This is a genomic window from Flavobacterium sp. ENC (genome assembly GCF_020991415.1).
In the GTDB taxonomy this organism is placed as follows: Bacteria; Bacteroidota; Bacteroidia; order Flavobacteriales; family Flavobacteriaceae; genus Flavobacterium.
The window spans coordinates 712,130-736,742 of the sequence record NZ_JAJMOY010000002.1 but is presented as its reverse complement, the minus strand read 5'-3'; the positions used below and the strand labels follow the sequence as shown (position 1 = coordinate 736,742).

Genomic DNA, 24,613 nt, shown 5'->3' with positions numbered 1-24,613 from the left:
CTACTTGTTATCACTCATAATTTCAGACTTATTCTGGGCATATTCGTACCCCTGTTCCCACCATTCTTTCATGACTTCCTTATTGAAAATCAAAGCATTATTGGTAAGTTTTGTGGGCGTGTAATATAAGTTAAGTTTCACATTCTTATTGTTTGCCATAAGTTTTCCTATAGCAATATCGTGTTTTTCTACCTGATCCAGCGCTATTCGGAACAAATCGATCATCAGGGAAAACGGATTTTTACCAATAACCATTTTATCCATATTGACTTCGGTTTCCAAAACAATGACATCAATTTCGGTGGCGCCGCGATTGATAGCTTCGCGAATAGGCACCAGACTCGAAAAACCTCCATCCCCGTATTCATAATTATTTTTGGTCACCAGGCTCATAAACGGAATATAGTTACTCGAGATCCAGGTCCAGTCACAGAATTCATCGTAGGTACAATCTTTCACGGATTTATATTCCGCTTCGTTTTTGGTTAAGTTCGTAACCGTTACAACAACATCAGATTTGAGTTTTTTGAGTTTATTAAAATCGGATATCGAAAAATTATTCTTAATATATTTCTGCAAACCTTTACTTTCACCAAAAGTTCTTTTTCCCTTGAAAAACTGACGTATAACGTTAAAATGGTTGATCGTCACAATATCAATTCCATCTTTAATTTTCACAACAAAAGGGCAAATATTAAAGATTTTAGACATGGTAACATTGGTATACACCCAGTGGATTTTTTTTATATGCCCAAGAGCCAAATGCGGAATCAGCAAACTTCCGGTCGAAGTTCCTAAAAAGAGATCGTATTCATGCTTTTTTTCTTCTATTAAATATTGTGCGACGCCGCCAGCAAATGCTCCTTTACTGCCTCCACCGGAAATAACCAATGCTCTCATAAGTTTATTGTATTTTTTTTTAGAATATAGAGAATGGAGCATAGAAAATAGACTTAAAGCATTGCCTAAATTATTTCTTCCTAAATCTTTTATCTATAATCTATAATCTATATTCTATAATCTACATTTTATAATATATAATCTATCTTCTATACTCAATTCTACTCCCCTAACAACCGCTTCAACTGAAACTGCTCATCGGGGGTCAAATTAGGCAAAATTCTTTCAAACGACACACGCATTTCTGATTTTTTTAATAAACTTCTAATCGAATCCCTTCCGTACTTCGAGAATTGCCACATGTGGTGCGTTGTCGCATTCACGAGATTTTTCAAAACGGCATCGTTGGTCAGCTTAAACGCAATTAGCTTTTCCAATGCATTTTGTCTGGTAGTAGCCTCATATTTAACAGAAGAAAAAGCAATTAATTCCGTAATGAGCGCTTCCGGATCCTCACTGTAATTGGGTGTAGATAATGCCAGCGAAAGCCACAACGTACGCAGATTATAATCGTTAAAACCAATCCAGTTCTTAGATTTGTTTAAATAATCTGCCCGGTGATCCGGAAAATTTCTCCATAAATTAAACAGTGCAATTTCCTGCGTCTGGTATGATTGATCCTCCAGTAAAGTTTCATACTCGCTTCTAAAATCCTCGGGGATCTCGCTAAAATTATCTGCAAGAGTCTGACGAACCTGTACATCGTTAGTTTGTAAGGCTATAAGCAGCAACTCCTTTTTCAGTTCGTATTTCTCATTTTGAATCTGATCAACAATAGCCTCTTTTACAGTATGGTAAACGTCCGAATGTAAAGTTTTAAGTAAAAAATCCTTCTTCTCTGCAAATGGTGTTTTTTTCAATTGATCAACTTCCAGTCGAATCTGAATTGCTTTATTTTTGCTCAGTAGAGCATTGGCTGTCGGGGTATCAAAAGCCACCGCTTCCAGCCATGTTTTTTGAAATTTATCCAGATCAAAATTGGAGACCTTTTTTATTTCATCAAAGAAATTCTGAGTATTCACGGTTTGATAAGCGTATTTTTTTAAATAACTTTTAATTGCTTTTTTGAAGGCCTTATCTCCTATCGATTCGTGCAAAACAAACAAAGCCCAGGCACCCTTTTCATAAAAAGTAAGGGAACTCGCTTTGGCATTCAAAACCGGAATAGCGTCTGTACGTGAGGCAAACTTCAGCTGCTGGGCTGTTTCATATAATCTGGAATAAAAATAATCATCTCCAAAAATATCCCTTTCCGCCAACAAAGCATAATAGGTTGCAAAACCTTCCTGCAGCCAGTGATGCGTACTGTTTTCGGCAGTGATGAGATCTCCAAACCAGTGATGTGCCAATTCATGCGCATCAACATTGGTGTACTTTCGATCTGTAAAGCCTGTTGAATCTACTACATAGCGTGTGGTAAAAAGTGTTGCAGTTGTATTTTCCATTCCACCATACAGGAAATCACGAACCGGAATTTCCCTGTAAATTTTCCACGGATATTTCACTCCGATTTCCTTTTCCAGAAAATCAAAAATGCGTTTCGAATAGCGATAAGTAGGCTCAAAAGATTTTTTGTCTTTATTTTCTAAGTAATACTCTAACGGAATTTTAGTTTTTGAACTAAATTCTTTTTTATCAAATTTACCAACGGCAAGCATCAGCAAATAAGAACTCATGGGATGTTCCATTTGATATTGCCAGTCTATTTGATTGCTGTTCTCTATTTTATTCTTTAAAATACCATTCGAAACCACCTGATAACCTTTATCATAACTGATTTGTAAATTGAAAATCAGTTTCTCATTCACATCATCAAAACTGGGAAACCAATTACTAGTGTATCTTCCCTGGCCCTGTGTCCAGATCTGAACTTCAGCATTTTCGATATCAACGAAATATAAAGCCTGTTTCGGTTTAACCGAGTAATCAAAACTTAAATGTTTTTTACCTTTTTGAAAGTGCGAAATGATCTGTAGTTCTTTTCCCGTATTTAAAAAAAGGACTTCTTTGCCGTCTATTTTCACCTGAGTAAACTCCATGTTTTTGGCATCAATTTTAACCGTATCAACGGGTTTCAGGACATCAAAATCATACACAACAGATCCGGAAACCGATTTTTCTTTTGCATTTAATTTTAATGCTCCGGAAGCCGATTTAAAATCCACAAAATGAGTTTGTTGGGCAAAAATGAAGCTGGTAATAAATAAGAAGATGTATTTCATTGAAAATTAAGGTTTCATAGAATCCATTTCCCAAGAACTTGGGTTGGCTTTTATATAATTATAAATCGTTTCAAATCTTTTGTAATTACGAACAATATGATCGTGATAATTGGATTGCCATATCGAAGATGATCCATTAATTTGTCTGGTTGTTACCGATTTGAATGAAGCAACAAAAGATGAAATTGAATTAGGTTTACGTGATAGTTTAAATGCAGATTGATTTTCATTTTGGTTCTGATTCAGATTATCAGGTAGAGGCGCACAGCAGTGCGTCTCGTCTACGGTTTGATTATTATTTGTCGATATGCCGGGCGTAGACGCACTGCTGTGCGTCTCTACGATGGTTTGTGTTTCTAATCGGGGTTCCTGTATTTCAATCAATAAATGAACATGGTTTGGCATCACGATCCAATTATGGAAAAACCAATTTTTGCGAATTTTAATGGATTTCAAAAGTTCATTTTCTATAATTTGACCATTTTCATTTAAAACCATTTTGTCCTCTGAAATTGATCCAAAGATACATTCTCGATTTTTGGTAACTATTGTAATAAAATAAACTGCTTCACTGGAGTAATCCCAGTTTTTTAATCTTTTAGAATCAATTTTAAATTTATCTTTGAATAACATCATTTTTTGGCGTATAAGAAACCCAAAGTTACAAAGGTTTGACCAACAAATCGAAGGAAATTTGTATGTTTACGATAGAAAACTATCAGAACGTGTCAAAACCAATCAAAGCCTTATTTAACTGGAGCAGCGGAAAAGATTCCGCACTGACCCTTTACAAAATTTTACAGAATCCGGAGTATAAAATTGAATATCTATTAACGAGTGTCAACCAAAAATTTCAGCGTATTTCGATGCACGGTGTTCGCGTAGAGCTGCTTGAAGCACAGGCCGAAAGTATCGGTTTACCACTAAAAATCATGCAGGTTCCCGAGATGCCCACCATGGAAGTATATGAAAAGGTAATGACCGAAACTTTAACTGAACTTAAAAAAGAAGGTATTAGCCATTCTGTTTTTGGGGATATTTTTCTGGAAGATCTTCGGAAATACCGTGAAACACAATTGGCAAAAATGGATTTTGAAGGCGTTTTTCCAATCTGGAAGATTCCATCTCACGAATTGATTCAGGAATTCATTCAATTGGGTTTTAAAACGATTGTGGTCTGTGTGAACGAACGATATTTAGACAAAAGTTTTGTCGGACGCATCATTGATTCCGATTTTATAAAGGATTTACCTAAAAATGTAGATGTATGCGGAGAAAATGGTGAATTTCATACCTTTACATTCGATGGTCCTATTTTTTCCAAGCCGATAGCGTTTGAAATCGGTGAGATCGTTTACCGAAAATACGAGCGACCAAAAAATGAAGAGTCATCTGACACCGCATGCGACACCAGTGCCACCGATGCTTTTGACTTCGGATTCTGGTATTGCGATTTGATTCCGAAATAAGATACTGATTTCCTGGTATTTTATCAACATTATTTAAAGCAAAAAAGATGGATACACTAATACGTTTTATCAAATTTCCGATCTCTTTTGATGTGGTTAAACTCAAAAGTGATCTTTCCGGAATAATGAGTAAAAACTGGGTTGATCATTATAATAAAAATGATTATACCGGAAAATGGAATTCTGTTGCCCTGCTGTCTCAGGATGGAAAGTCGGACAACATTTTTGCGTTAGCCAATGGTGGTGATGAAATGAGGAATACTGAAATTCTCGATTCCTGTCCGTATTTCAAAGAAGTTCTGAACAGTTTCCATTTCGAAAAAACAGCGGTTAGATTACTTCAGCTGGCCGTCGGGGCAGAAATTAAACCCCATTCGGATCATTGCCTCGGATATGAAGACGGTTCGTTCCGGTTGCACATACCGATCATTACCAATCCCGAGGTTGAATTTATTCTGGACGGAAAACGCCTGATTATGAACGAAGGAGAATGCTGGTATATTGATGCCAATTTCACCCATTCGGTTGCAAACAGGGGAAATCAGGACCGCATTCACCTGGTTATCGATGGTGTCCGAAATGAGTGGACTGATGCCTTATTTTATAAAGAAGCACCCGAAAATCAGTTTAAAAAACCTGAGGTCACTATGAGCGAAGAACAGAAACTATTAGTCATTGCCGAGTTAAAACGTATGAACACAAATGCCTCAAATGAACTGATTAAAAATTTGAAATAAAAACTTTTTTAAACCATGAATGTGCCGGTAAAAGCAACTTTAGAAACACAACAGACTTTATCTTTCCTTAAAGAAATAGGAATAGATGTAATTGAAAAAGAATTAGGTGAAACTTTTTTACCGGGACTAAGTTTAGGACCCAATTGTATCTATATCGACTACGATAAGTTACAATATCCCGGAGATATTCTTCACGAAGCCGGACATTTGGCCGTTACCACCGCCGCAGAAAGAAAGCTCGTCGGAACAGATAATATAGCGGCTGAATGGCCCACTCAGGCAGAAGAAATGGGTGCGATCCTTTGGTCTTTTGCTGCAGCAAATCATCTGGGGCTGCCAATAGAATTCGTGTTTCATCCCAATGGGTATAAAAACGAATCTGATTGGTTAATTTCAAATTTTAATACTGAAAATTATATAGGATTGCCTTTTCTTGAATGGATTGGGCTTTGTCTGGGAAAAGATCGTGCAGGTAAAGAAAACAAACCCGCATTTCCGGCGATGCTCAAATGGATGAGAGATTAATCGGATCCATTTAAAAATTAATTATTTTCCGGTGCAGCTTTTAAATCAGTACTAAATCCACCGAAATGTAGTCTATTCGGAATACATATTCAATAAATTTGTAACGGTATTCCAGTTTCTGATGGTTGCCGTAACATTTAGTTTTTTCTCGATATATTTCTGATCAAATCGCGTTTTTCCGGCACCCACGGCATATTTAATAAAGATCCTGTTACCGTCAATACTCGCTTCATCAGGTTTAAACTGACTGATTTTTAAGTCATTTATATTTTCACTTTTCAAAGCAATGGAGACAAAAGCAACGTATAGCTTTTTAGTGTCCAAATCTTTTTCTTTTAAGTACGGACTATTTGTAAAACAAGCCTCTAAATCTTTTTTCGTAATGACAATCGTTGGAACTTCATGTCCGAAAACCTTAAAAATTTCCTGCTTGATCATGAACCCCACTTTGGAAGCGCTTTCTTCCTCTGTATCCACAAACACATTCCCGGACTGCAGGTACGTTCTGACATTTTGAAAACCGATATTTTCCAACATTGTTTTCAAAGCTTCCATTTTCATCATATTGTGACCGGAAACATTGATGCCGCGTAAAAGTGCCAGATGTGTTGTCATTTCTTTTAAAATTTTATTCAAAGATAAAGATTCAATTGCAATAAAAAGTGAAGCAGTTCCAAGTCCTGGCAAATTAAAACGGAATCCCCTGAACTGCTTATAATTTATTCCAGTCTAAAAGCCTTATTTACAATCTCTTTCAAACAAGGAAGCGATATGGTCTGCATCATAGGTAAGTTCAAAAGACGTACCTGATTCATCTGCCAACGTATATTCATCATTAGCAAAAGTGTAATCCTTGATCTTTAATGCCGTATAATTATTTTTCGAAAAAGCCGCAAAGAATGCCCCATTGATGTAAAATTTCCCCTTTAAAAGATTCTCGGAAGCATCATAATTTGAAAACAAATATTCTCTTTTTCCCGTAATCGCATTACTGAGAAAATCATACTTAATCTGCTCAACTTTAATCAGGTTACCAGCGGATAAAGTAAAGGTTCTATAGACTTTTCCATCTATTTTCTCCTTTATTTCATTGCTGTTATATTCATAGGTATACACCACCGGATCTAATTTTAGAGGATATATTTTGGTTACTTTCCTGCTAATTAGGATTCCATTACTTAACGTAAATTCTTTTTGATAAGGTCTCGCATCCGAATTCGCCGAGTAATCCACTTTGATCGTATTGTTATTGTAGGTAACTAAATCTTCAACATCATTTGACAGCACCCATTTGTTCAGGTTATTTGCATCCGGCATATATAACAATCCTCCTTTTACTTTGCTAATACGGTTTTGACCGTCATACTCAAAGTTTATTTTGCCTGAAAAGTTGGAATTATAGGCGTCATTCGGGAGCGTAATATCATCATAGTAAAAGCCCGTTACTTTTGCACCGACCAGCCTGCACTCCTTTTCAGTGTTATTTTCGGTATCACTGGAACAGCCTGCGGCAATAAGAGCAATTATTACGAATAGTATATTTTTTTTCATTTAGTACTTGTTTCCTTAAAACTTCGGCAAATATATTCTTTTGCATTAGCATCTCTATTCTATTTGCCAATTTTAATTTCTTTTCTAAACCAGCACATTTTCAAAATTCCCAATTAAAATCTATCTTCGCAGAAAGAGAAGCAAGAATCTGGAAGGTAGAATTATTGAAGAAAGAAAATAGATTATAGAAAATAGAAACAAGAGGATTGATTATTATTAGCGTGTGGTCCCCATTATATTATATTTCTTTACTCTTTACTCTATTTTCTATAATCTATACTCTATTTTCTAAAATCTAAAAATCTAAAAAGAGACCAATCTAAAAAAAATGTCCAATAATCTCCTCGAAACCCCAATCGAATACTTAAAAGGTGTCGGCCCGAGTCGTGGTCAGCTGCTTCGCAAGGAATTGGGAATTCATAAATACGGTGATTTAATTAACTTTTTTCCGAACCGGTACATTGACAGGACCCGTTATTATAAAATAAACGAACTTCAAAATACCGGTTCTGAAGTACAGCTGGTTGGAAAAATAATCAATATAAAAACGGTTGAGTTTGCTAAAAACAAAAAGCGTCTGGTGGCTACTTTCGTGGATGATACAGGATCACTGGACCTCAATTGGTTTCAGGGACACAAATGGGTCCGCGAGAGCCTGAAACTGAATGAACCTTGTGTGATTTTTGGAAAATGTTCCCTGTACGGAAGCCAGTTCAGTATGGCACATCCGGAAATTGAACTGCTTAGCGAACACGAAAAAAGCCTTCGCTCGGCTATGCAGCCTGTTTACCCTTCAACAGAAACCCTGGCCAATCGCGGTATTTCGAACCGTACAATCAATAAATTAATGGAACAATTATTTATTGAAACCCAGGCTTTGTTTACCGAAACGTTTCCTTCTTATTTAATTGAAGAATTAAAACTGATTTCAAAAAAAGCAGCTTTATTCAATATCCATTTTCCGAAAAGTGCCGATGCTTTATCAAAAGCACAGTTTCGTTTAAAATTTGAAGAATTGTTTTTTATCCAATTACAATTAATCACTAAAAACCTCATTAGGAAACATAAAATAAAAGGGCACCCGTTTACCAAAGTCGGTGAACTTTTTAATGACTTTTACCAGAACCATTTGCCGTTTCAGTTGACAAATGCCCAAAAAAGAGTGATAAAAGAGATCCGTTCTGACATGGGAAGCAATGCCCAAATGAACCGTTTATTGCAGGGAGATGTAGGATCCGGAAAAACCATTGTGGCTTTTATGAGCATGCTTCTGGCTATTGATAACGGTTTTCAGGCCTGTCTGATGGCCCCAACGGAAATTCTGGCCAATCAGCATTTCATCGGATTATCGGAACTGGCTCAAACTTTAGGCATCAACATTAAGATCCTTACCGGTTCCACCAAAACGGCAGCACGGAAAATTATACATGAAGAACTTGAAAACGGGAGTTTACACATTTTAATCGGTACGCACGCTTTACTGGAAGATAAAGTGAAATTTCAGAATTTAGGGTTATCCGTAATTGATGAGCAGCACCGGTTTGGCGTAGAGCAGCGTTCTAAATTGTGGAAAAAAAATGATATTCCCCCACATGTTCTGGTAATGACTGCCACTCCGATTCCGAGAACGCTGGCCATGAGTTTGTACGGTGACCTGGATATTTCTGTTATCGATGAACTACCGCCGGGCAGAAAACCGATTCAGACCGTACACCGATTTGACTCCAATCGTCTGAAAGTCTGGAAATTCCTGCGCGACGAAATTGCACTCGGCAGACAGATTTATATTGTTTATCCCCTGATTCAGGAATCCGAAAAAATGGACTACAAAGATTTAATGGATGGATATGAAAGTATTTCACGTGATTTTCCGCTACCGCAATATTCCATTTCGATATTGCACGGAAAAATGAAACCGGCTGACAAGGATTCCGAAATGAAACGTTTTTCTGAAGGTAAAACCAATATCATGGTGGCCACAACCGTTATTGAAGTTGGTGTAAACGTGCCGAACGCGAGTGTGATGATTATTGAAAGCGCCGAACGTTTTGGACTATCTCAGTTACATCAGTTGCGTGGCCGCGTAGGCCGCGGAGCCGAACAAAGTTACTGTATCCTGATGACCAGCAATAAATTAAGTGCCGACAGCAAAACCCGTATGGAAACTATGGTAAGTACCAATGATGGTTTTGAAATTGCCGAAGTCGATCTTAAACTTCGCGGCCCCGGGGATTTGATGGGAACTCAGCAAAGCGGTGTTTTAAACCTGCAAATTGCAGATATTGTCCGTGATCGCGACATTCTTTCACTGGGCAGAAATTATGCCCTGAAAATCCTCAAAGAAGATCCCGCTCTTCAAAAACCGGAACACGCCGTCCTGAAAGCTGTCTTCATCGAACTGACGAAGAAAAAAAATATCTGGAATTATATTAGTTGATTTTTAAGGTTCAGAGAGACAAAGGTCCAAAGGAACAAAGTTTTTAAGGTGCTGAGTTGCTAAAGTTCTGAGTGATTCAGATAAAAAAGTTAGTTAACTTTCTAAAGCTATCATTTATAAAAACAAATTATCCATTATCAATTATTCATTATCAATTATCCATTATCTCATTATCCAATTATCTCATTATCAAATTATCTCATTATCAAATTATCTAATTAAAAAAAAACTCCAAAGTATCATCTTAAACACTCCTTATTTAAGTCTAAAATAGTCTCTATTAAATTAGTAAGCCTGATAGATTTGGGGCTAAAAAGCTTTTCCTATTTTAGAGCTGATACGATGGAGCATATTTTATAATTTATTTTTTAGACGAATTTTTCTTTTCGAAAAAGCCATTAAAAAAACCTTTGCTCACTTTGTTTTTATCATCTTTTCCAGTAGCCACAAGATGATCCACATATTCCATATACGTTTTTTTACGCTCTTCTAAAAAGCCAATCAGGTACTCTTCAGAAGCATTAACGCCACTCGCCTCTTCAATATGGAGTAGTTTTTTATATAATGGTTCTATAAATTTTACGATGATTTCGTCCGGAACCGATTTTCTGGTTCCAAAGTAACCAACGATTTCTCCATCGGTATCTGAGATAATTTTAAAATCCGTGATTACCCAATAGTATCTGCCTGTTTTGGACATGTTTTTAATGATCGCATGAATGTTCTGGCTGGACTTGATACTGTCCCACAAAAATTTAAAAATAACTTTTGGCATATCGGGATGACGGATAATATTATGGGCGTGTCCGATCAGTTCAAATTCATCATAACCGGATACATCGATAAAAGCCTCATTGGCATACAAAATGGTTCCTTTTGTATCTGTTTTACTTAATAATACTTTGGTTTTATTCCAGTCAACTTCTCTGTCTGACGGGGTCGGGCGGGTAATTCTGGTATCCATAAATCTTATATTTTAAAATTAATATGCAATTTCAGTGTTGCATAAAATGGTCTCTGCTTCTTGTAAATTATTCTAATTAAGCTTCCTCAAACATTAATTCGAAACCCGGTTGGCCGATTTACCGTGGATATCGTTCACCAGATCATCAATTTTCTTGGCACTTTCCCTCATCATCTCCAGATAAGTCAGCAGCTTATCATTGTCCGTATGCCCTTTTGAAACATCTATAAGTTTTAATACGGAATTGACAGGCAATTTTAAATCCTGCGCCGTTCTGTAAACAAAAACATTGAATTCATTATTGGCCGATAAGGAACTGTACTTCGCCGAAGCTAGTTTGATATTTTCCAATTCATACTCATCCGAAATTTTAGAAATATGATTATGACTGTGTTCCTTAAAATAATAAGCCCAGTAGCCATTCATAAAAAATACAACTGCCGCCAGTACCACGTGGATAATAAGCGTTTCAAAATCAAAATTTACCTGGGAAAAATACAATTGCAGCCCTTTTGGATCCGTGTAAACAAAGTTCTGCATGTACGCCAAAGCAGCATGATGAATTACGACAAGCAGCGTAAGCGGAATCTGGAGTTTCCAGTTTTGATAGATAATCAAAATTGTGCTGGCAATAAAGACCGTAAAATGCATTTCGAACAAACCGTGCATCTGATAAATATATTGCGCCATAAAAATGGCAAGTACCACAGACAAAACATACTGGTAAAAATTCGATTTTTTAAGAAATATTTTTGCCGAATAATACAGAAGTACATTAATCGTTCCTACTCCCACTCCTATTTCAAAGGTATCATATTTAAAAGCCAGCGCAATTCCGAGAAGAAAATACACGGCAAGAACATAATTAATAATAGTATCCGATTTTTGTGTCATGGTAGACGTAAAATTGTGCAGGTAGTCTTGTTCATTCAAACTGGCTTTTGCTTTCATAATTTTAGTTAATTAGGTTAAGGTTAGATTTATTTAGTGCATTTTGGTAACGAACATCCATAAGCTCTGAGCGCTAAAGCATCAAACGAAGGGGTCTTGGTTTGTTCTAACAAAGAATCAATGGCCATCTGGGCATAATTGCTGTCGGCATTAGTGCAATATCTGGTTTTATTGTAGTTCCCTCTATAATACAAGTGCTGCGAAGGATCAATTATAACGGCTTGCGGAGTGGAGAAAACACCACACTTTTTTGCCATGGCAGTATCAAAATATACAGGTACAGCTGCACCAAATTTTTTCTGGATTTCGTCAATCGTAAAATTTTTGTCCGGATTGAGAACGACAATTTTAAAGTTAATTCTATCGCCATACTTTTTTATTAATCCGCTTACATGAGCTATGTTGAAGCGCGAACAAGGGCAATCCGGATTGAAAAAATGAATAAAAACAGGTTTATTATTCATGGCCCAGCATTTTCCCAAATCAATTCTGGAGCCCATGGCCACCTTATGATAGTTTTGCGGAATCGGAGTCGGCAAACTGTATTTAAATTCGTTTTGCCAGAATAAAAACAAAATTGCGAAGAGCAATAATGAGAACCAAAGACTAAGAAGTATTTTTTTCGCCATAAACAGGAGTTTTTGGTATGCTAAACGAATATGTATAAACAATTGTTAATTAATCAATCTGGTAAATCAATAATTTTAACTTATAAGCAAATAAAAAACTTACACATTGTATCGCTTAACCTCCAAAAACATTATTATTCGCACAAAAAAAGCATCATTTTGTTTAAGCTTATCAATGTTACGAATAAAATCGATAAAGTGCAAAGAAAATCGGACAAAATGCAAATAATTATTTTTAAATAGGAATTAACTTATTTTTATTCTTTCCTTTAAGTAAGTCTACGTGCGTATAAACAGACAAAAAACAACAAAACAAAAGCCATTTCTAAAAATTTTGTTAAAAGAATAAAATAAACGAGCAGGCATTAAACCAAATAGCACGGGAAGAGTCTAAGTTCACTTACCGACATATAACCCTAAAACAATAAAGCGCTATAAAATGATTAAAAAAGCCGGAAAAATCATAAAAGACTGATCCAAAACAAACGCAAATAACTGATTGTAAATAACTTATATTCAATATAAAGATTTGTACATACAAATGTTAAATAAAAGCTAACGCCATTAGGATTCAGTACAAAAAGTTAAATTTGTACACTTGCTAAAAATACACACCAAAATTACATTTACCTCAATTCTATGAAAGTAAAAAACCTAGTTTACGCCCTTCTGATTATCGGACTTGGAGGGTTTATTGCCTACAGAGTCATCTCTAATAAAAGTAAAAACGACGAATCCAAAAAATCAGGAGACAAAGATAAACCTACCACTGTAACAGGAATTGTAGTAAAAACTTCCACATTTGACAACAACCTTTCCTTATCAGGTTCTATTGAAGCCAACGAACAAATAGAAATTCACAGTGAAGTTTCAGGAATCGTAGAGGGAATTTACTTTACTGAAGGTACAAATGTAAACAAAGGTCAGGTGCTGTTTAAAGTCAACGATATTGAACTACGAGCACAATTAAGACAAGCGGTGACCAAAGAAGGACTGGCAGGTGAAAATCAAAGAAGAGCCAAATTATTACTTCAGAAAGAAGCCATTAGCCAGGAAGAATTTGATGTGGCAAATGCCGATTTTGCTTCCATGCAGGCACAAACCCAGCTGATCAGGGCACAGATTGCAAAGACTTCCGTAAAAGCCCCTTTCTCCGGAAAAATTGGTTTACGATCCATTTCTCCGGGAACTTACATTACTCCTGCTGTCCTGGTAGCAAAATTAGTTAATACCGGAAAACTGAAGATTACGTTTTCAATTCCTGAAAAATATGCTTCTCAGGTGCAATCAGGATCGGTTATTGATTTTACCGTATCCGGTTCCGATAAAGTCTACAAAGCAAAAATTTATGCTATTGAGCCGGAAGTGGCTGTAGCCACCCGTACTTTACAAATTCGCGCGATTGCAGATAATATCGATGGAAAACTGTTTCCCGGTACTTTTGCAGACGTAAAACTGCCATTAAACATCATCAAAGATGCCATAGTAGTTCCTTCACAGGCTATTGTTCCGGTACAAAGCGGTAAAAAAGTATACATCGCCAATATGGGTAAAGCCAAAGAAGTTATGGTAGATGCCACAACCAGAACCGATGCGTCTATTCTGGTTTTATCCGGATTAAAAGCTGGGGATACGCTAATCACAAGCGGTGTGATGTCGTTGAAAAATGAAGCTCACATAAAAGTTAAAGTAAAATAATTATAGATTTTGAATCTGATTTTTGATGTAACAATCCGAAATCTGAAATCAACAATCTAAAATCTAAAATCATAATGAGTTTATCTACTACAAGTATAAGAAGACCTGTTTTAACCATTGTACTGAACCTTTTGATTATTTTATTCGGTTTCATTGGTTATACCTTTCTGGGTGTTCGGGAATTCCCGTCCATTGACCCGGCGCAGGTTTCTATCAGAACTAACTACACGGGAGCCAATGCTGATATTATTGAGTCACAAATTACCGAACCGCTAGAAAAGGCAGTAAATGCAATTGACGGAATTAGAAATATAACCTCGTCCAGTAATCAGGGAAGCAGCAGCATTACCATCGAATTCAATTTAGATAAAGATTTAGAAGAAGCTGCGAATGATGTACGTGATAAGGTTTCACAGGCTGTTAGAAGTTTACCGCAGGATATTGATGCGCCGCCGGTAGTTTCGAAAGCCGATGCTGATAGTGAATCTATTATTTCGATGACCGTTCAGAGTGATACGCGAAGCTCTTTGGAATTGAGTGATTATGCAGAAAATGTTATTTCACAACGATTAGAAACTATTCCGGGGGTAAGTGGCGTGCAAATCTGGGGACAAAAACGCTACGCAATGCGTCTATGGATTGACCCTTCCAAACTGGCGGCATACGGCTGTACTGTTGCAGAAGTCCGCACGGCACTGAACGCGCAAAATGTCGAACTGCCTTCCGGAAAGCTAACCGGAAACAACACCGAACTGACGGTAAAAACCATCGGTAATCTTTCTAAACCGGAAGAATTTAACAATATCATCATTCGTACAGACGGCGATAAAATTGTCCGTTTAAGTGATGTTGGAGGCGCCGAATTAGGGCCTGAAAATATCGAAACCTCCTTAACTTCGTCAGGACTTCCTATGATCGGTCTGGCTATTGTACCCATGCCCGGAGCGAATTATTTGGATATTTCATCTGAATTTTATAAAAAATACGAAGCCTTAAAAAAGGATTTACCCAAAGATATCAAGCTTAATATTGCACTGGACAATACGCTTTTCGTAAAAAAATCAGTATTGGAAGTAGCCGAAACACTTGGAATTTCAATTCTTTTGGTTATCATTATTATTTATTTGTTCTTCAGGGACTGGGCCATCGCTTTCAGACCGTTAATTGATATTCCCGTATCGTTAATTGCGACCTTTTTTGTCATGTGGCTTTTCGGGTTTTCCATTAATGTACTGACCCTTCTGGCTATTGTTTTGGCAACAGGACTGGTCGTGGATGATGGAATTGTTGTCACCGAAAATATATTCAAAAAAGTAGAAGAAGGCATGTCGCCAATTGAGGCCGCAATTAAAGGTTCCAACGAAATCTTTTATGCCGTAATTTCGATTTCGGTGACTCTGGCAGCGGTATTTTTACCGGTAATTTTCTTAGAAGGTTTCGTAGGAAGGCTGTTCCGGGAATTTGGTGTGGTCATTGGTGCGGCAGTATTGATCTCTGCCTTTGTATCGCTGACTTTGACGCCTATGCTGAATGCGTATCTGATGAAAGGCGGTGAACAGAAAAAATCGAAGTTTTACATCAAAACAGAGCCTTTTTTCGAAAAATTAAACAGCGGTTATGCAGATGCCTTAAATCGTTTTATGGCAAAAAAATGGATTAGTTTCCCTATTCTGATTGCCTGTTTCGGATTGATTTATTTGTTTTTTACCATACTTCCAAAAGAAACGGCGCCTTACGATGACCGTAGTTCGGTAACGATGCGTATGACTACTCCTGAAGGTTCTTCGTACGAATATACCAACCGTTTTATGCAGGAAATATCAAAACTGGTGGATGATTCTATTACCGATAAAAAAGTAAGTTTAGTTATTACCGCCGGAGGTTCCGGAGGTTCTGCCACCAATTCGGGTTTCATCAGGCTGTCTTTAAAAGAACCGGACGAAAGAAAAGCATCCCAAAAAGATATTGCCGATAAATTAACCAAATGGACCAAAAAATATCCGGATGCTAAAACCTCGGTCATTCAGCAGCCTACCATTGCGGTAAACAGACGTGGGGGTTTACCGATTCAGTACATTATACAAGCCCCTACTTTTGAAAAACTAAGAGAAAAAATTCCGCTCTTTATGGAGGAAGTAGGTAAAAGCGATGTATTCTCCGTTACCGATGTCAACCTGAAATTCAACAAACCGGAAATCAACGTTAGTATCGATCGTGCCAAAGCCGAAAGCTTAGGAATTTCTATCCTGGATATCGCCCAGACTTTGCAGCTTTCCTTAAGTGGTCAGCGCTTCGGATATTTCATTAAAAACGGAAAACAATACCAGGTAATCGGACAATTTGATCAAAAGGACCGTTCCAAGCCTTTGGATTTAACTTCCATGTTTGTTAAAAATAAAAATGGCGAATTAATCCAGATGGATAACGTGGTAAATATAGAGGAACAGAGTAATCCTCCTCAATTGTATCACAACAACCGCTATATGTCAGCCACTGTTTCTGCTGGTTTAGCGCCCGGCAAAAGTATCAGTGACGGGATCGAAGCGATGAACCAGATTAAAGCCAAGGTGCTGGATGAAAGTTTTACCACAGATTTGAGTGGTGAATCACGTGATTTTGTGGAAAGCAGTTCGAATACCTCTTTTGCTTTCGGACTGGCTTTATTACTTATATTTTTAATTCTTGCCGCTCAGTTTGAAAGTTTTATAGATCCGTTTATTATTATTTTAACAGTACCCATGGCCGTTGCCGGCGCTTTATTCTCCTTATGGTTGTTCAATCAGACGTGGAATATTTTCAGCCAGATTGGAACAGTTATGCTTATCGGACTGGTGACGAAAAATGGTATCCTGATTGTAGAGTTTGCGAATCAGTTAAGAGAACAGGGAAAACCTAAAATGGAAGCTATTTTAGAAGCTTCAGAAGCGCGTTTGCGTCCGATTTTGATGACCAGTTTAGCCATTGCTTTGGGAGCTTTACCAATTGCAATGTCACTGGGAGCAGCTTCTACCAGCAGAATCGGAATGGGAGTTGTTATTGTCGGAGGAACTATTTTCTCTTTAGCCTTAACCCTTTTTGTAATTCCGGCGATTTATCTGATGTGGTCCAAAGCCCGAAAACATTATCCGGAATTTGATCATATCGAAGAATACGAAAAAGAAAGTAAATAATATAGCAGTCCGTAATTCCGTAATTTTAATTGGCGAATTACTGTCTAAAGAAAAACCAAATATGAATACTAAGATTTTATTCAGCAGTATCGTTTTAAGCTTTTTCTGTCTTGCGAAAATGCAGGCACAGGAAGTGTTAACCATTGAAGATGCTATGAAAATAGCTTTGGAGAACAATTTTGAAATCAGGATTGCTACAAACAATTCAAAGATAAGCGAAACCAACGTAACAGTTGGAAATGCCGGAATGCTGCCTGTAGCAACCGCTTCAGTTACGGATAACAACAGCATTCAGAATTCGAAACAAACCCGTCAGGACGGAACTTCAACCTCTTTGGACAATGCTAAAAACAACAGCTTAAATTACGGGGTAAGTATTGGCTGGACTATTTTTGACGGAATGAAAATGTTCGCCAGACATGATCAGTTAAAAGAACTTCAGAAATTGGGCGATTCTGAGCTGAAAAGAATCATCCTGGCTAAAATTGGCCAGGTTAACTCTGCTTATTACGATTTATTTCAGCAACAACAGCAATTAGCGGCATTAGATACTACTATTGTCATTTCGAATCAAAGGCTTACGCTTGCAAAAAACCGTTTCACTATTGGTAAGGCATCCAAATTAGAAGTTTTAAATGCTCAGGTAGATTTAAATTCAGATCAGGTGGCATTGCTGAGACAAAAAGAATCTTATGCCAATGCCAAAATCCTGCTGAACCAATATCTGGCGCGTGATCCGAAGATAGATTTCAAAGTAACGGATCAGGTAACGGTTGACAATAAATTAGTCCTGGCTGATTTAATAGATTTGGCACAAAAACAAAATCCGGCCCTGGAAACACAAATCATAAACAAACGCGTGGCAGAATTACAGTTGAAACAAGTCAAAGCAGATCGTTATCCTGTTGTAAGACTGACTTCAGGTTATAATTTTGCTGAAAGTGAATCCAGTCTGGGCTTTACCAGTTCAACTTCAGCGAGAGGGCTGAACTATGGTTTTAATGCTACTTTAAATGTTTTTGATGGTTTCAATCAGCATCGAAATGAAAAGATTGCGAAACTGCAAATTGAGAATTCGCAAATTGCCATCGAACAGCAGAATATGATTTTAAATTCACAGTTAAGCATTGCTTTTCAGACCTATTTAACCAATTTAGAGCTAATTGATTTAGAAGAAGATAACGAGGCAATTGCCAGACAAAATCTTCAAATCACCTTAGATAAATTCAAAATCGGAACCATCACTACGATCGATTTCAGAACTGCCCAGTTGAATTATGTAAATGCAAAAGTACGTTACAGCAATGCGCAATATGAAGCCAAATTATCTGAAATTGCCTTAAAAGAATTGGCCGGAAATATTAATTTTTAAGTTATTTTTGTTTCAAAACAAACTTAAATGATCTCATACAATACGAAAGACTGGTTTTCTTTTATTTTTCACTTTCACAAATCAGATACGGTAAGACAGCTTTTTCCGGTCATGCTTGCCATTGGGATTTACTCCGCAATAGTTGGTTATTTTGAAGTTATTTATTTGGGAATCGATGAAAACCATTACATCAAAAATATTCCGTTGATGCACGGAATATTGGGTTTTGTCATTTCATTATTATTAGTCTTCAGGACCAATACCGCGTACGACCGCTGGTGGGAAGCCCGAAAATTATGGGGAGCATTAGTCAACAACAGCCGTAATTTTGCAATCAAGCTCTCGGCCATGTTAAAGGATGAAAATGATCGTAAATTCTTCAGGAAATTTATTCCCGCTTACGCTTCGATTTTATACAAACATCTCAATAATTCCGAAACGGCAAAGCAGCTTTTTGACGATGTAGACTTAGAATTAGACCATCATAAACACAAACCCAATCAGGTCAAACGGATGATGTCTCATAAAATTAATGATCTGTATGAAGCCAAAAAAATTACTGGCGATCAACTCATTATTTTAAATGCTGAACTCGTTGCCTTTACCGATATTTGCGGCGCCTGCGAAAGAATTAAAAACACACCTATTCCCTACTCTTACAGTGCTTTCATTAAAAAATTCATCTTTTTTTACATTATGACGCTGCCTTTTGGCTACTCTTTAAGTTTGGGCTATTATGTGGCTCCAGTTGTTGTTTTTATCTTTTACGTTTTGGCGAGTTTAGAATTAATCGCAGAAGAAATTGAAGATCCTTTTGGGGATGATGAAAACGATTTGCCGATCAAAAAGATTTCGGAGAACATTAAAAAACACGTGGAAGAATTAATTTAACCCGTTGGGTGTAATTCAAAACCGGTGTCACGCTGAGTGATTTCTAAACAATAGGGTTGCTTTATTCAGATTTATACTTTTTATCTCTATGTTTCCGGATCAAATCAGAGTTTCTGTGAAGTACACCCAATGCGTTTAATTTAGTAAAATAGTAGTTTAAAAGAACAAAACACTCATTATTACACACTTCTGTGCAAAAATAAAAACAGTTAGAAAAAAGCAAATAAATTCTTTCTTACTACAATACGCAATCCTTATATTTGTATCCTTATTTAAGAACAAAAAAGTTAACATGAAAATATCTTACAACTGGTTAAAACAATTTATTAAAACAGACTGGACATCTGAGCAAACTTCAGAATTACTGACCGATCTAGGTCTGGAAGTTGAAGTTGTTGAGAAATATGAATCGGTAAAAGGCGGTTTGGAAGGAGTTGTTGTAGGACACGTACTGACTTGTGAAAAACACCCTGACGCCGACAGATTAAATATTACCACCGTTAATATCGGACAAGAGGCCACTATACAAATTGTATGTGGCGCTGCCAATGTTGCTGCAGGTCAAAAAGTACCGGTTGCAACCATCGGAACCGTTTTGTATGACAAAGAAGGTGGTGAATTTACCATTAAAAAAGGAAAGATCCGCGGACAGGAAAGTCACGGAATGATTTGTGCCGAAGACGAATTAGGCCTGGGTACAAGCCATGACGGAATTATGATTTTAGACGAAAACTTAGAACCCGGAACTCCCGCTTCAAAAGTTTTTGATATAGTGAGTGATGAAGTTTTCGAAATCGGACTGACGCCTAACCGTGCCGATGCCATGAGCCATTACGGTACCGCCCGTGATCTTAGAGCCGGAATGCTGCAACGTGGTGTAAACATCGAATTGATTACACCATCGGTAAGCAATTTCAGGGTAGAAATGCGTACTTTAAAAATTGATGTTTCTGTAGAGGAGCCAGCCCTTGCACCAAGATATTGTGGTCTGACCATTTCAGGAATTTCTGTTGGAGAATCTCCGGCCTGGTTACAGGATCGTCTGAAAGCCATCGGTTTAACCCCAAAAAATAATATTGTTGACGTTACTAATTATGTATTGCACGAATTAGGACAGCCTTTGCACGCTTTTGATGCTGCAAAAATCAACGGGAAAATCATTGTAAAAACACTACCGGAAGGCACAAAATTCACGACGCTGGATGATGTTGAAAGAACCTTGCATGCGGAGGATCTTATGATTTGTGACGAAAAAGGCCCTCTTTGTATTGCGGGTGTTTTTGGCGGAAAAAAATCAGGCGTTTCTGAAGGAACTACAGCAATTTTCCTTGAAAGTGCTTATTTTGATGCCGTGAGCGTTCGTAAAACGGCTAAAAGACATCAGTTAAATACAGATGCTTCATTTAGGTATGAAAGAGGAATTGATCCGACTATTACAGAATATGCCTTAAAACGTGCCGCTCTTTTGATTCAGGAGGTAGCCGGCGGGAAAATCACTTCTGATGTGGTAGAGGTTTACCCTAAAAAAGTAGAAGATTTTTCTGTTTTGCTAAATTTCAGCCATGTGTCGAAAATCATCGGACAGGAAATTCCAAAAGATACGATTAAAAAAATACTGGTTTCTTTAGACATCAAAGTAAACAGTGTTTCTGAATCGGGTCTTGGATTAACAATTCCGGCTTACCGTGTGGATGTACAACGGGAAATTGATGTGATTGAAGAAATCTTAAGAGTTTACGGATACAACAACATTGAATTCTCCAAAAAGTTCAATGCCACTGTTGCCAACTCGCCAAGAACAGAAGATTATAAAGTACAGAATATCATTGCCTCACAATTAAACTCACAGGGTTTTCATGAGATGATGGCAAATTCTTTAACGACGGCGGCTTATGCCAAATTATCAACTGTTTTAAAGGAAGAACATAATGTAACGATGCTGAACCCTCTAAGCGGTGATTTGGCAACGATGCGTCAGTCTTTGTTATTCTCTGCACTGGAAGCTGTTTCCTATAATATCAACAGAAGAAATTCTGATTTGAAATTGTTTGAATTTGGAAAGACCTACCACAAATACCTGAATGGTTTTGAAGAGCACAAACACTTAACCTTATCGGTTTCAGGAGACCGAAACAAGGAAAGCTGGACTAGTCCGCAAAAACCAACTGATTTCTTTTTATTAAAAGGATATGTAAAAGCTATTTTGGCCCGTTTAGGAATTGATAAAATATCAAATGCTCCCGTACAATCGGATATTTTCTCAGAAGGAACATCCATTTGCTACAACAATGATACTTTGGTTGAAATGGGTGTCGTTAAAAAATCAATACTGAAACATTTCGGAATCAAACAAGACGTTTATTTTGCTGATTTTAACTGGGATCTGGTTTTAAAAATCATTTCAGGAAAAATTAAATACAACGAAATTCCAAAATATCCGGAAGTCCGCAGGGATTTGGCTTTGCTGATTGATCAGACCACTACTTACGAAAGTATTTATAATCTGGCCAGACAAACAGAAAAAGCACTTTTAAAAGATGTCAACCTGTTTGATGTCTATGAAGGCCAAAACCTTCCGGAAGGCAAAAAATCATACGCTTTGAGTTTTACGATTCAGGATAATACAAAGACATTAACCGATGCTCAAATTGACAAAATCATGTCGAAACTGCAGCAATCTTTTGAGACGGAACTTGGAGCGAGTTTAAGGTAAAAAGTTTGCAGTCGCAGTCGCAGTTTTCAGCCACTGTACAATGAATTTTATACAATACAAACCCGACAGGTTTTAAAAACCTGTCGGGTTTAATTATTTATTGCCTTCTGAGATGGGACTGCAAACTGCGACTGAAAACTCTTTCACAACGAAAATCTCGTATAAGCATTTTTCAGTTTTTCATCGTATTTATTTGCTTTATAACCTTCACCGTTATATTTCAGGGCAAATTCTGCCCATTTTTTATTTCTTAGAGTGGTGATCAGATTGTTTTTCTGAAGGAATAATCCAAACGCTTTCAGGTGTTCTCCTTCATTCAGGTTCATTTTCTGCACAAATTCGTCGATGTTCTTGTAACCAATTGAAACTGCATTGAATCCCATAATCTGGAAAAGCCCCCACGAAGCAGCACAATTCGCCGCATCGGTGAATTTTTTGTCCGGGTTTAAATGAATGGCCTTTTCGAGTCGGTCGTACTCCCCTGCACCGCCCACGTAGTATTTTCGGGTATATTTCTTAAAGAGAATGTTTTCCGTGTTGGCATTCACATAAGTTTCGCAGTTGATATTTCTTTTTTCGAGTTCTCTCCAAAAAACATGTCCTTCAAACAAAATTTTCGGTCTTCCGTCTACAAGAAATCCTTTCCCGTTACTTTCGACGAGATTAACGGCCTTAACGACAGCCAGTTCCATATTGTGGTCGTTGGCAAAATCAATCAGGTTTTGCTCTGAAAGCAATTTAGTATTCGATGAAAATCGATCTTTACTTTTTTCTATAAGCGCCGACCAGGTTTTGAGCCCCACGATGCCATCTACAACCAGATTGTTTTTGAGTTGGAAATCCTTAACAGCCTTATCAGTTTCAACACCGAAATAATCAGAAACTACAACACTGTAATTCAGTTTTACGAGTAATTCGTTCAGGTAATATACTTCACTTGCTTTTACTCCCGATTTTAAAGTTTTCATAGCGTTTTTATTTTAAAGTCTAAATTTACTCCCGCTTCTTTTTTTTAAGAATTTCTACTACTATTCCGCATTCATACAGCTAATCCTGAAGACGTGGTTGTGGTGGAATATAATCCTTCGAAGTTTTTCATTTTTACAGGTAATTTTCTAAAGTTCTTCCCTGTTCCTTTATTCCTTAAATTGAACCTCGTAAAATTCGTTTTTTATAAATTATTAAATAACAGCACTTTGACCCAATTTTTTTAATAATTTTACTTATAAAAAAAGGGTGATTATACCCTTGTACAGCTTTTTCATTTAAAATAATTTTGTCAGAATCATTTTCAAAACCACTAATAAATTTTAACCAACATTTTTTAAACTAAAAAAAATCATGAAAAACCTTTGCGAAAAACCAAGCCAGTTGATTACAAAAGAATTCGCCAAAGAGCTGAATTTGAATTACACTCATAAAAGATCCAAACTAATTCACAAATCAACTAAAAGAGAAGATGCAAATGCCATTTGGTATTCCCTGGAAGCTTTAGAAAGCTACATTAATTATATCAAGACCCATGGAGCCGATACGGGATATGAAGTGGACGGAATCCGCTTTTATTTCGGCGTATATCCGGATGATGAAAAACATGGTGAAAAAGCCGGCTTAACCACTTTATTTTTAGCTGCAACAGGTAAAAAAGCAGCATCAGCAGAAGAAGCTTCCAATCAGATACAAAGTTTTGTAATGGCAAAAGAAGATTCATCTGCCGATATCGAAAGCCTGGACCCAATGAATTATGGCAACATAGGCAGACCGCCTAGCATTATATACTAAATACACATTATGTTTGAATTTTTAAGATCGTATATCGTCTGTCTGGCTTTATTATCCGGAATCATCGGATTGATTTCCCTGCATAAACTTCCGGGTAATAAAGCTAAATTTTTAGTACTTTTAATCTGGTTTTCAGTATTAATTGAAATAGTGGGGTATTTCTTTACACAATGGACGGGCCTGTTGAATTATTATGTTTATAATTTTTATATGTTCGTCAGTTTTTCCGCCTATATACTACTACTTCGGAGTCTACTGCAAAAGCAAATCAACAGAATTTCGGCTGTACTATTTTTAATTTTATTTCTAATTTCTCTTTTTTTAAATATTTTATATTTCAGAAAAGACATAAATCATTCCTTTACTTACAGTTTTGCGGTAGGAGTTATAGTCGTTATGATGCTTTCCTGTCTGTATCTGGTAGAGATTTTCAATTCAAACAAAATATTAAATTTTAAAAAATCGGTATTTTTCTGGTATATCTTAGGTATACTTGTTTTTCATGTTCCCGTTCTGCCTTTTATGCTTGCCATAAAGTGGTTCTTAATTAAACAAGATGAATCTGTATTTAGTCTCGTCCTGTTTATTTTAAATTTTTTAGC

The 24,613-nt window shown here is 36.9% G+C and carries 19 protein-coding genes; 10 read left to right on the top strand and 9 right to left on the bottom strand.

Annotated features, from left to right (window positions below; all coding sequences use genetic code 11):
• From LPB89_RS07780 to LPB89_RS07770, 3 genes are all read right to left on the bottom strand, one after another.
• Complete coding sequence (locus tag LPB89_RS07780) at nt 1-900, bottom strand: patatin family protein (protein WP_230701202.1); 900 nt, start codon at nt 898-900, stop codon at nt 1-3.
• A 161-nt stretch (nt 901-1,061) separates the two neighbouring features.
• Nucleotides 1,062-3,122, bottom strand: a complete 2,061-nt coding sequence (locus LPB89_RS07775) for a M1 family metallopeptidase (RefSeq protein WP_230701201.1) — start codon at nt 3,120-3,122, stop codon at nt 1,062-1,064.
• Between the two features lie 6 nt (nt 3,123-3,128).
• Nucleotides 3,129-3,758: a transposase gene (locus LPB89_RS07770; RefSeq protein WP_230701200.1), complete on the bottom strand. Its 630-nt coding sequence runs from the start codon at nt 3,756-3,758 to the stop codon at nt 3,129-3,131.
• 62 nt (nt 3,759-3,820) lie between these two features.
• Between LPB89_RS07770 and LPB89_RS07765 the strand changes: the two genes are divergently transcribed.
• The 3 genes from LPB89_RS07765 to LPB89_RS07755 are packed head-to-tail and all read left to right on the top strand — an operon-like array spanning nt 3,821 to nt 5,853.
• The gene (locus LPB89_RS07765; protein WP_230701199.1) at nt 3,821-4,591 is read left to right on the top strand and encodes a diphthine--ammonia ligase; all 771 of its coding nucleotides are present in this window, start codon (nt 3,821-3,823) and stop codon (nt 4,589-4,591) included.
• Nucleotides 4,592-4,638: 47 nt separating this feature from the next.
• A complete protein-coding gene (locus LPB89_RS07760) occupies nt 4,639-5,328 on the top strand; it encodes an aspartyl/asparaginyl beta-hydroxylase domain-containing protein (protein WP_230701198.1) in 690 nt (229 codons plus the stop codon).
• A 15-nt stretch (nt 5,329-5,343) separates the two neighbouring features.
• A complete protein-coding gene (locus tag LPB89_RS07755; RefSeq protein ID WP_230701197.1) occupies nt 5,344-5,853 on the top strand; it encodes a hypothetical protein in 510 nt (169 codons plus the stop codon).
• Nucleotides 5,854-5,925: 72 nt separating this feature from the next.
• Here LPB89_RS07755 and LPB89_RS07750 read toward each other — a convergent pair whose 3' ends face one another.
• Entirely contained in the window at nt 5,926-6,468 is a 543-nt protein-coding gene (locus tag LPB89_RS07750; RefSeq protein WP_230701196.1) for a DUF1697 domain-containing protein, read from the bottom strand.
• 123 nt (nt 6,469-6,591) lie between these two features.
• Nucleotides 6,592-7,404, bottom strand: coding sequence for a hypothetical protein (locus tag LPB89_RS07745; protein WP_230701195.1), 813 nt, complete (start codon nt 7,402-7,404; stop codon nt 6,592-6,594).
• 328 nt (nt 7,405-7,732) lie between these two features.
• Between LPB89_RS07745 and recG the strand changes: the two genes are divergently transcribed.
• Nucleotides 7,733-9,841, top strand: coding sequence for an ATP-dependent DNA helicase RecG (gene recG / locus LPB89_RS07740; protein WP_230701194.1), 2,109 nt, complete (start codon nt 7,733-7,735; stop codon nt 9,839-9,841).
• A gap of 361 nt (nt 9,842-10,202) precedes the next feature.
• On the opposite strand, the gene LPB89_RS07735 is transcribed toward recG, so the two are convergent.
• From LPB89_RS07735 to LPB89_RS07725, 3 genes are all read right to left on the bottom strand, one after another.
• On the bottom strand, nt 10,203-10,805 hold the full coding sequence (locus LPB89_RS07735; protein WP_230701193.1) for a PAS domain-containing protein: 603 nt from the start codon (nt 10,803-10,805) through the stop codon (nt 10,203-10,205).
• Nucleotides 10,806-10,898: 93 nt separating this feature from the next.
• On the bottom strand, nt 10,899-11,756 hold the full coding sequence (locus LPB89_RS07730) for a hypothetical protein (protein ID WP_230701192.1): 858 nt from the start codon (nt 11,754-11,756) through the stop codon (nt 10,899-10,901).
• A gap of 29 nt (nt 11,757-11,785) precedes the next feature.
• Entirely contained in the window at nt 11,786-12,385 is a 600-nt protein-coding gene (locus LPB89_RS07725) for a peroxiredoxin (RefSeq protein WP_230701191.1), read from the bottom strand.
• A gap of 639 nt (nt 12,386-13,024) precedes the next feature.
• Here LPB89_RS07725 and LPB89_RS07720 point away from each other — a divergent pair.
• From LPB89_RS07720 to pheT, 5 genes are all read left to right on the top strand, one after another.
• On the top strand, nt 13,025-14,083 hold the full coding sequence (locus LPB89_RS07720; protein WP_230701190.1) for an efflux RND transporter periplasmic adaptor subunit: 1,059 nt from the start codon (nt 13,025-13,027) through the stop codon (nt 14,081-14,083).
• Nucleotides 14,084-14,157: 74 nt separating this feature from the next.
• Nucleotides 14,158-17,253 carry an efflux RND transporter permease subunit gene (locus LPB89_RS07715; RefSeq protein ID WP_230701189.1) on the top strand — a complete coding sequence of 1,032 codons (3,096 nt, stop codon included), beginning with the start codon at nt 14,158-14,160 and terminating at the stop codon, nt 17,251-17,253.
• 61 nt (nt 17,254-17,314) lie between these two features.
• A complete protein-coding gene (locus LPB89_RS07710; RefSeq protein WP_230701188.1) occupies nt 17,315-18,625 on the top strand; it encodes a TolC family protein in 1,311 nt (436 codons plus the stop codon).
• 27 nt (nt 18,626-18,652) lie between these two features.
• Nucleotides 18,653-19,516, top strand: coding sequence for a bestrophin family protein (locus LPB89_RS07705; RefSeq protein WP_230701187.1), 864 nt, complete (start codon nt 18,653-18,655; stop codon nt 19,514-19,516).
• A 292-nt stretch (nt 19,517-19,808) separates the two neighbouring features.
• Entirely contained in the window at nt 19,809-22,229 is a 2,421-nt protein-coding gene (gene pheT / locus LPB89_RS07700; protein ID WP_230701186.1) for a phenylalanine--tRNA ligase subunit beta, read from the top strand.
• Between the two features lie 143 nt (nt 22,230-22,372).
• Here pheT and LPB89_RS07695 read toward each other — a convergent pair whose 3' ends face one another.
• On the bottom strand, nt 22,373-23,197 hold the full coding sequence (locus tag LPB89_RS07695; RefSeq protein ID WP_230701185.1) for an N-acetylmuramidase family protein: 825 nt from the start codon (nt 23,195-23,197) through the stop codon (nt 22,373-22,375).
• A 373-nt stretch (nt 23,198-23,570) separates the two neighbouring features.
• Between LPB89_RS07695 and LPB89_RS07690 the strand changes: the two genes are divergently transcribed.
• Nucleotides 23,571-24,011, top strand: coding sequence for a hypothetical protein (locus LPB89_RS07690; protein WP_230701184.1), 441 nt, complete (start codon nt 23,571-23,573; stop codon nt 24,009-24,011).
• Nucleotides 24,012-24,613 lie beyond the last annotated feature (602 nt).

Bases quoted from the DNA above. Each gene is read 5' to 3' on its own strand.
- LPB89_RS07780 (WP_230701202.1), bottom strand. From the start codon at position 900: ATGAGAGCATTGGTTATTTCCGGTGGAGGCAGTAAAGGAGCATTTGCT.
- LPB89_RS07705 (WP_230701187.1), top strand. From the start codon at position 18,653: ATGATCTCATACAATACGAAAGACTGGTTTTCTTTTATTTTTCACTTT.
- LPB89_RS07690 (WP_230701184.1), top strand. From the start codon at position 23,571: ATGAAAAACCTTTGCGAAAAACCAAGCCAGTTGATTACAAAAGAATTC.
- LPB89_RS07735 (WP_230701193.1), bottom strand. From the start codon at position 10,805: ATGGATACCAGAATTACCCGCCCGACCCCGTCAGACAGAGAAGTTGAC.
- LPB89_RS07710 (WP_230701188.1), top strand. From the start codon at position 17,315: ATGAATACTAAGATTTTATTCAGCAGTATCGTTTTAAGCTTTTTCTGT.
- LPB89_RS07695 (WP_230701185.1), bottom strand. From the start codon at position 23,197: ATGAAAACTTTAAAATCGGGAGTAAAAGCAAGTGAAGTATATTACCTG.
- LPB89_RS07750 (WP_230701196.1), bottom strand. From the start codon at position 6,468: ATGACAACACATCTGGCACTTTTACGCGGCATCAATGTTTCCGGTCAC.
- LPB89_RS07765 (WP_230701199.1), top strand. From the start codon at position 3,821: ATGTTTACGATAGAAAACTATCAGAACGTGTCAAAACCAATCAAAGCC.
- LPB89_RS07725 (WP_230701191.1), bottom strand. From the start codon at position 12,385: ATGGCGAAAAAAATACTTCTTAGTCTTTGGTTCTCATTATTGCTCTTC.
- LPB89_RS07730 (WP_230701192.1), bottom strand. From the start codon at position 11,756: ATGAAAGCAAAAGCCAGTTTGAATGAACAAGACTACCTGCACAATTTT.
- LPB89_RS07775 (WP_230701201.1), bottom strand. From the start codon at position 3,122: ATGAAATACATCTTCTTATTTATTACCAGCTTCATTTTTGCCCAACAA.
- LPB89_RS07755 (WP_230701197.1), top strand. From the start codon at position 5,344: ATGAATGTGCCGGTAAAAGCAACTTTAGAAACACAACAGACTTTATCT.
- LPB89_RS07715 (WP_230701189.1), top strand. From the start codon at position 14,158: ATGAGTTTATCTACTACAAGTATAAGAAGACCTGTTTTAACCATTGTA.
- pheT (WP_230701186.1), top strand. From the start codon at position 19,809: ATGAAAATATCTTACAACTGGTTAAAACAATTTATTAAAACAGACTGG.
- LPB89_RS07745 (WP_230701195.1), bottom strand. From the start codon at position 7,404: ATGAAAAAAAATATACTATTCGTAATAATTGCTCTTATTGCCGCAGGC.
- LPB89_RS07760 (WP_230701198.1), top strand. From the start codon at position 4,639: ATGGATACACTAATACGTTTTATCAAATTTCCGATCTCTTTTGATGTG.
- LPB89_RS07720 (WP_230701190.1), top strand. From the start codon at position 13,025: ATGAAAGTAAAAAACCTAGTTTACGCCCTTCTGATTATCGGACTTGGA.
- recG (WP_230701194.1), top strand. From the start codon at position 7,733: ATGTCCAATAATCTCCTCGAAACCCCAATCGAATACTTAAAAGGTGTC.
- LPB89_RS07770 (WP_230701200.1), bottom strand. From the start codon at position 3,758: ATGATGTTATTCAAAGATAAATTTAAAATTGATTCTAAAAGATTAAAA.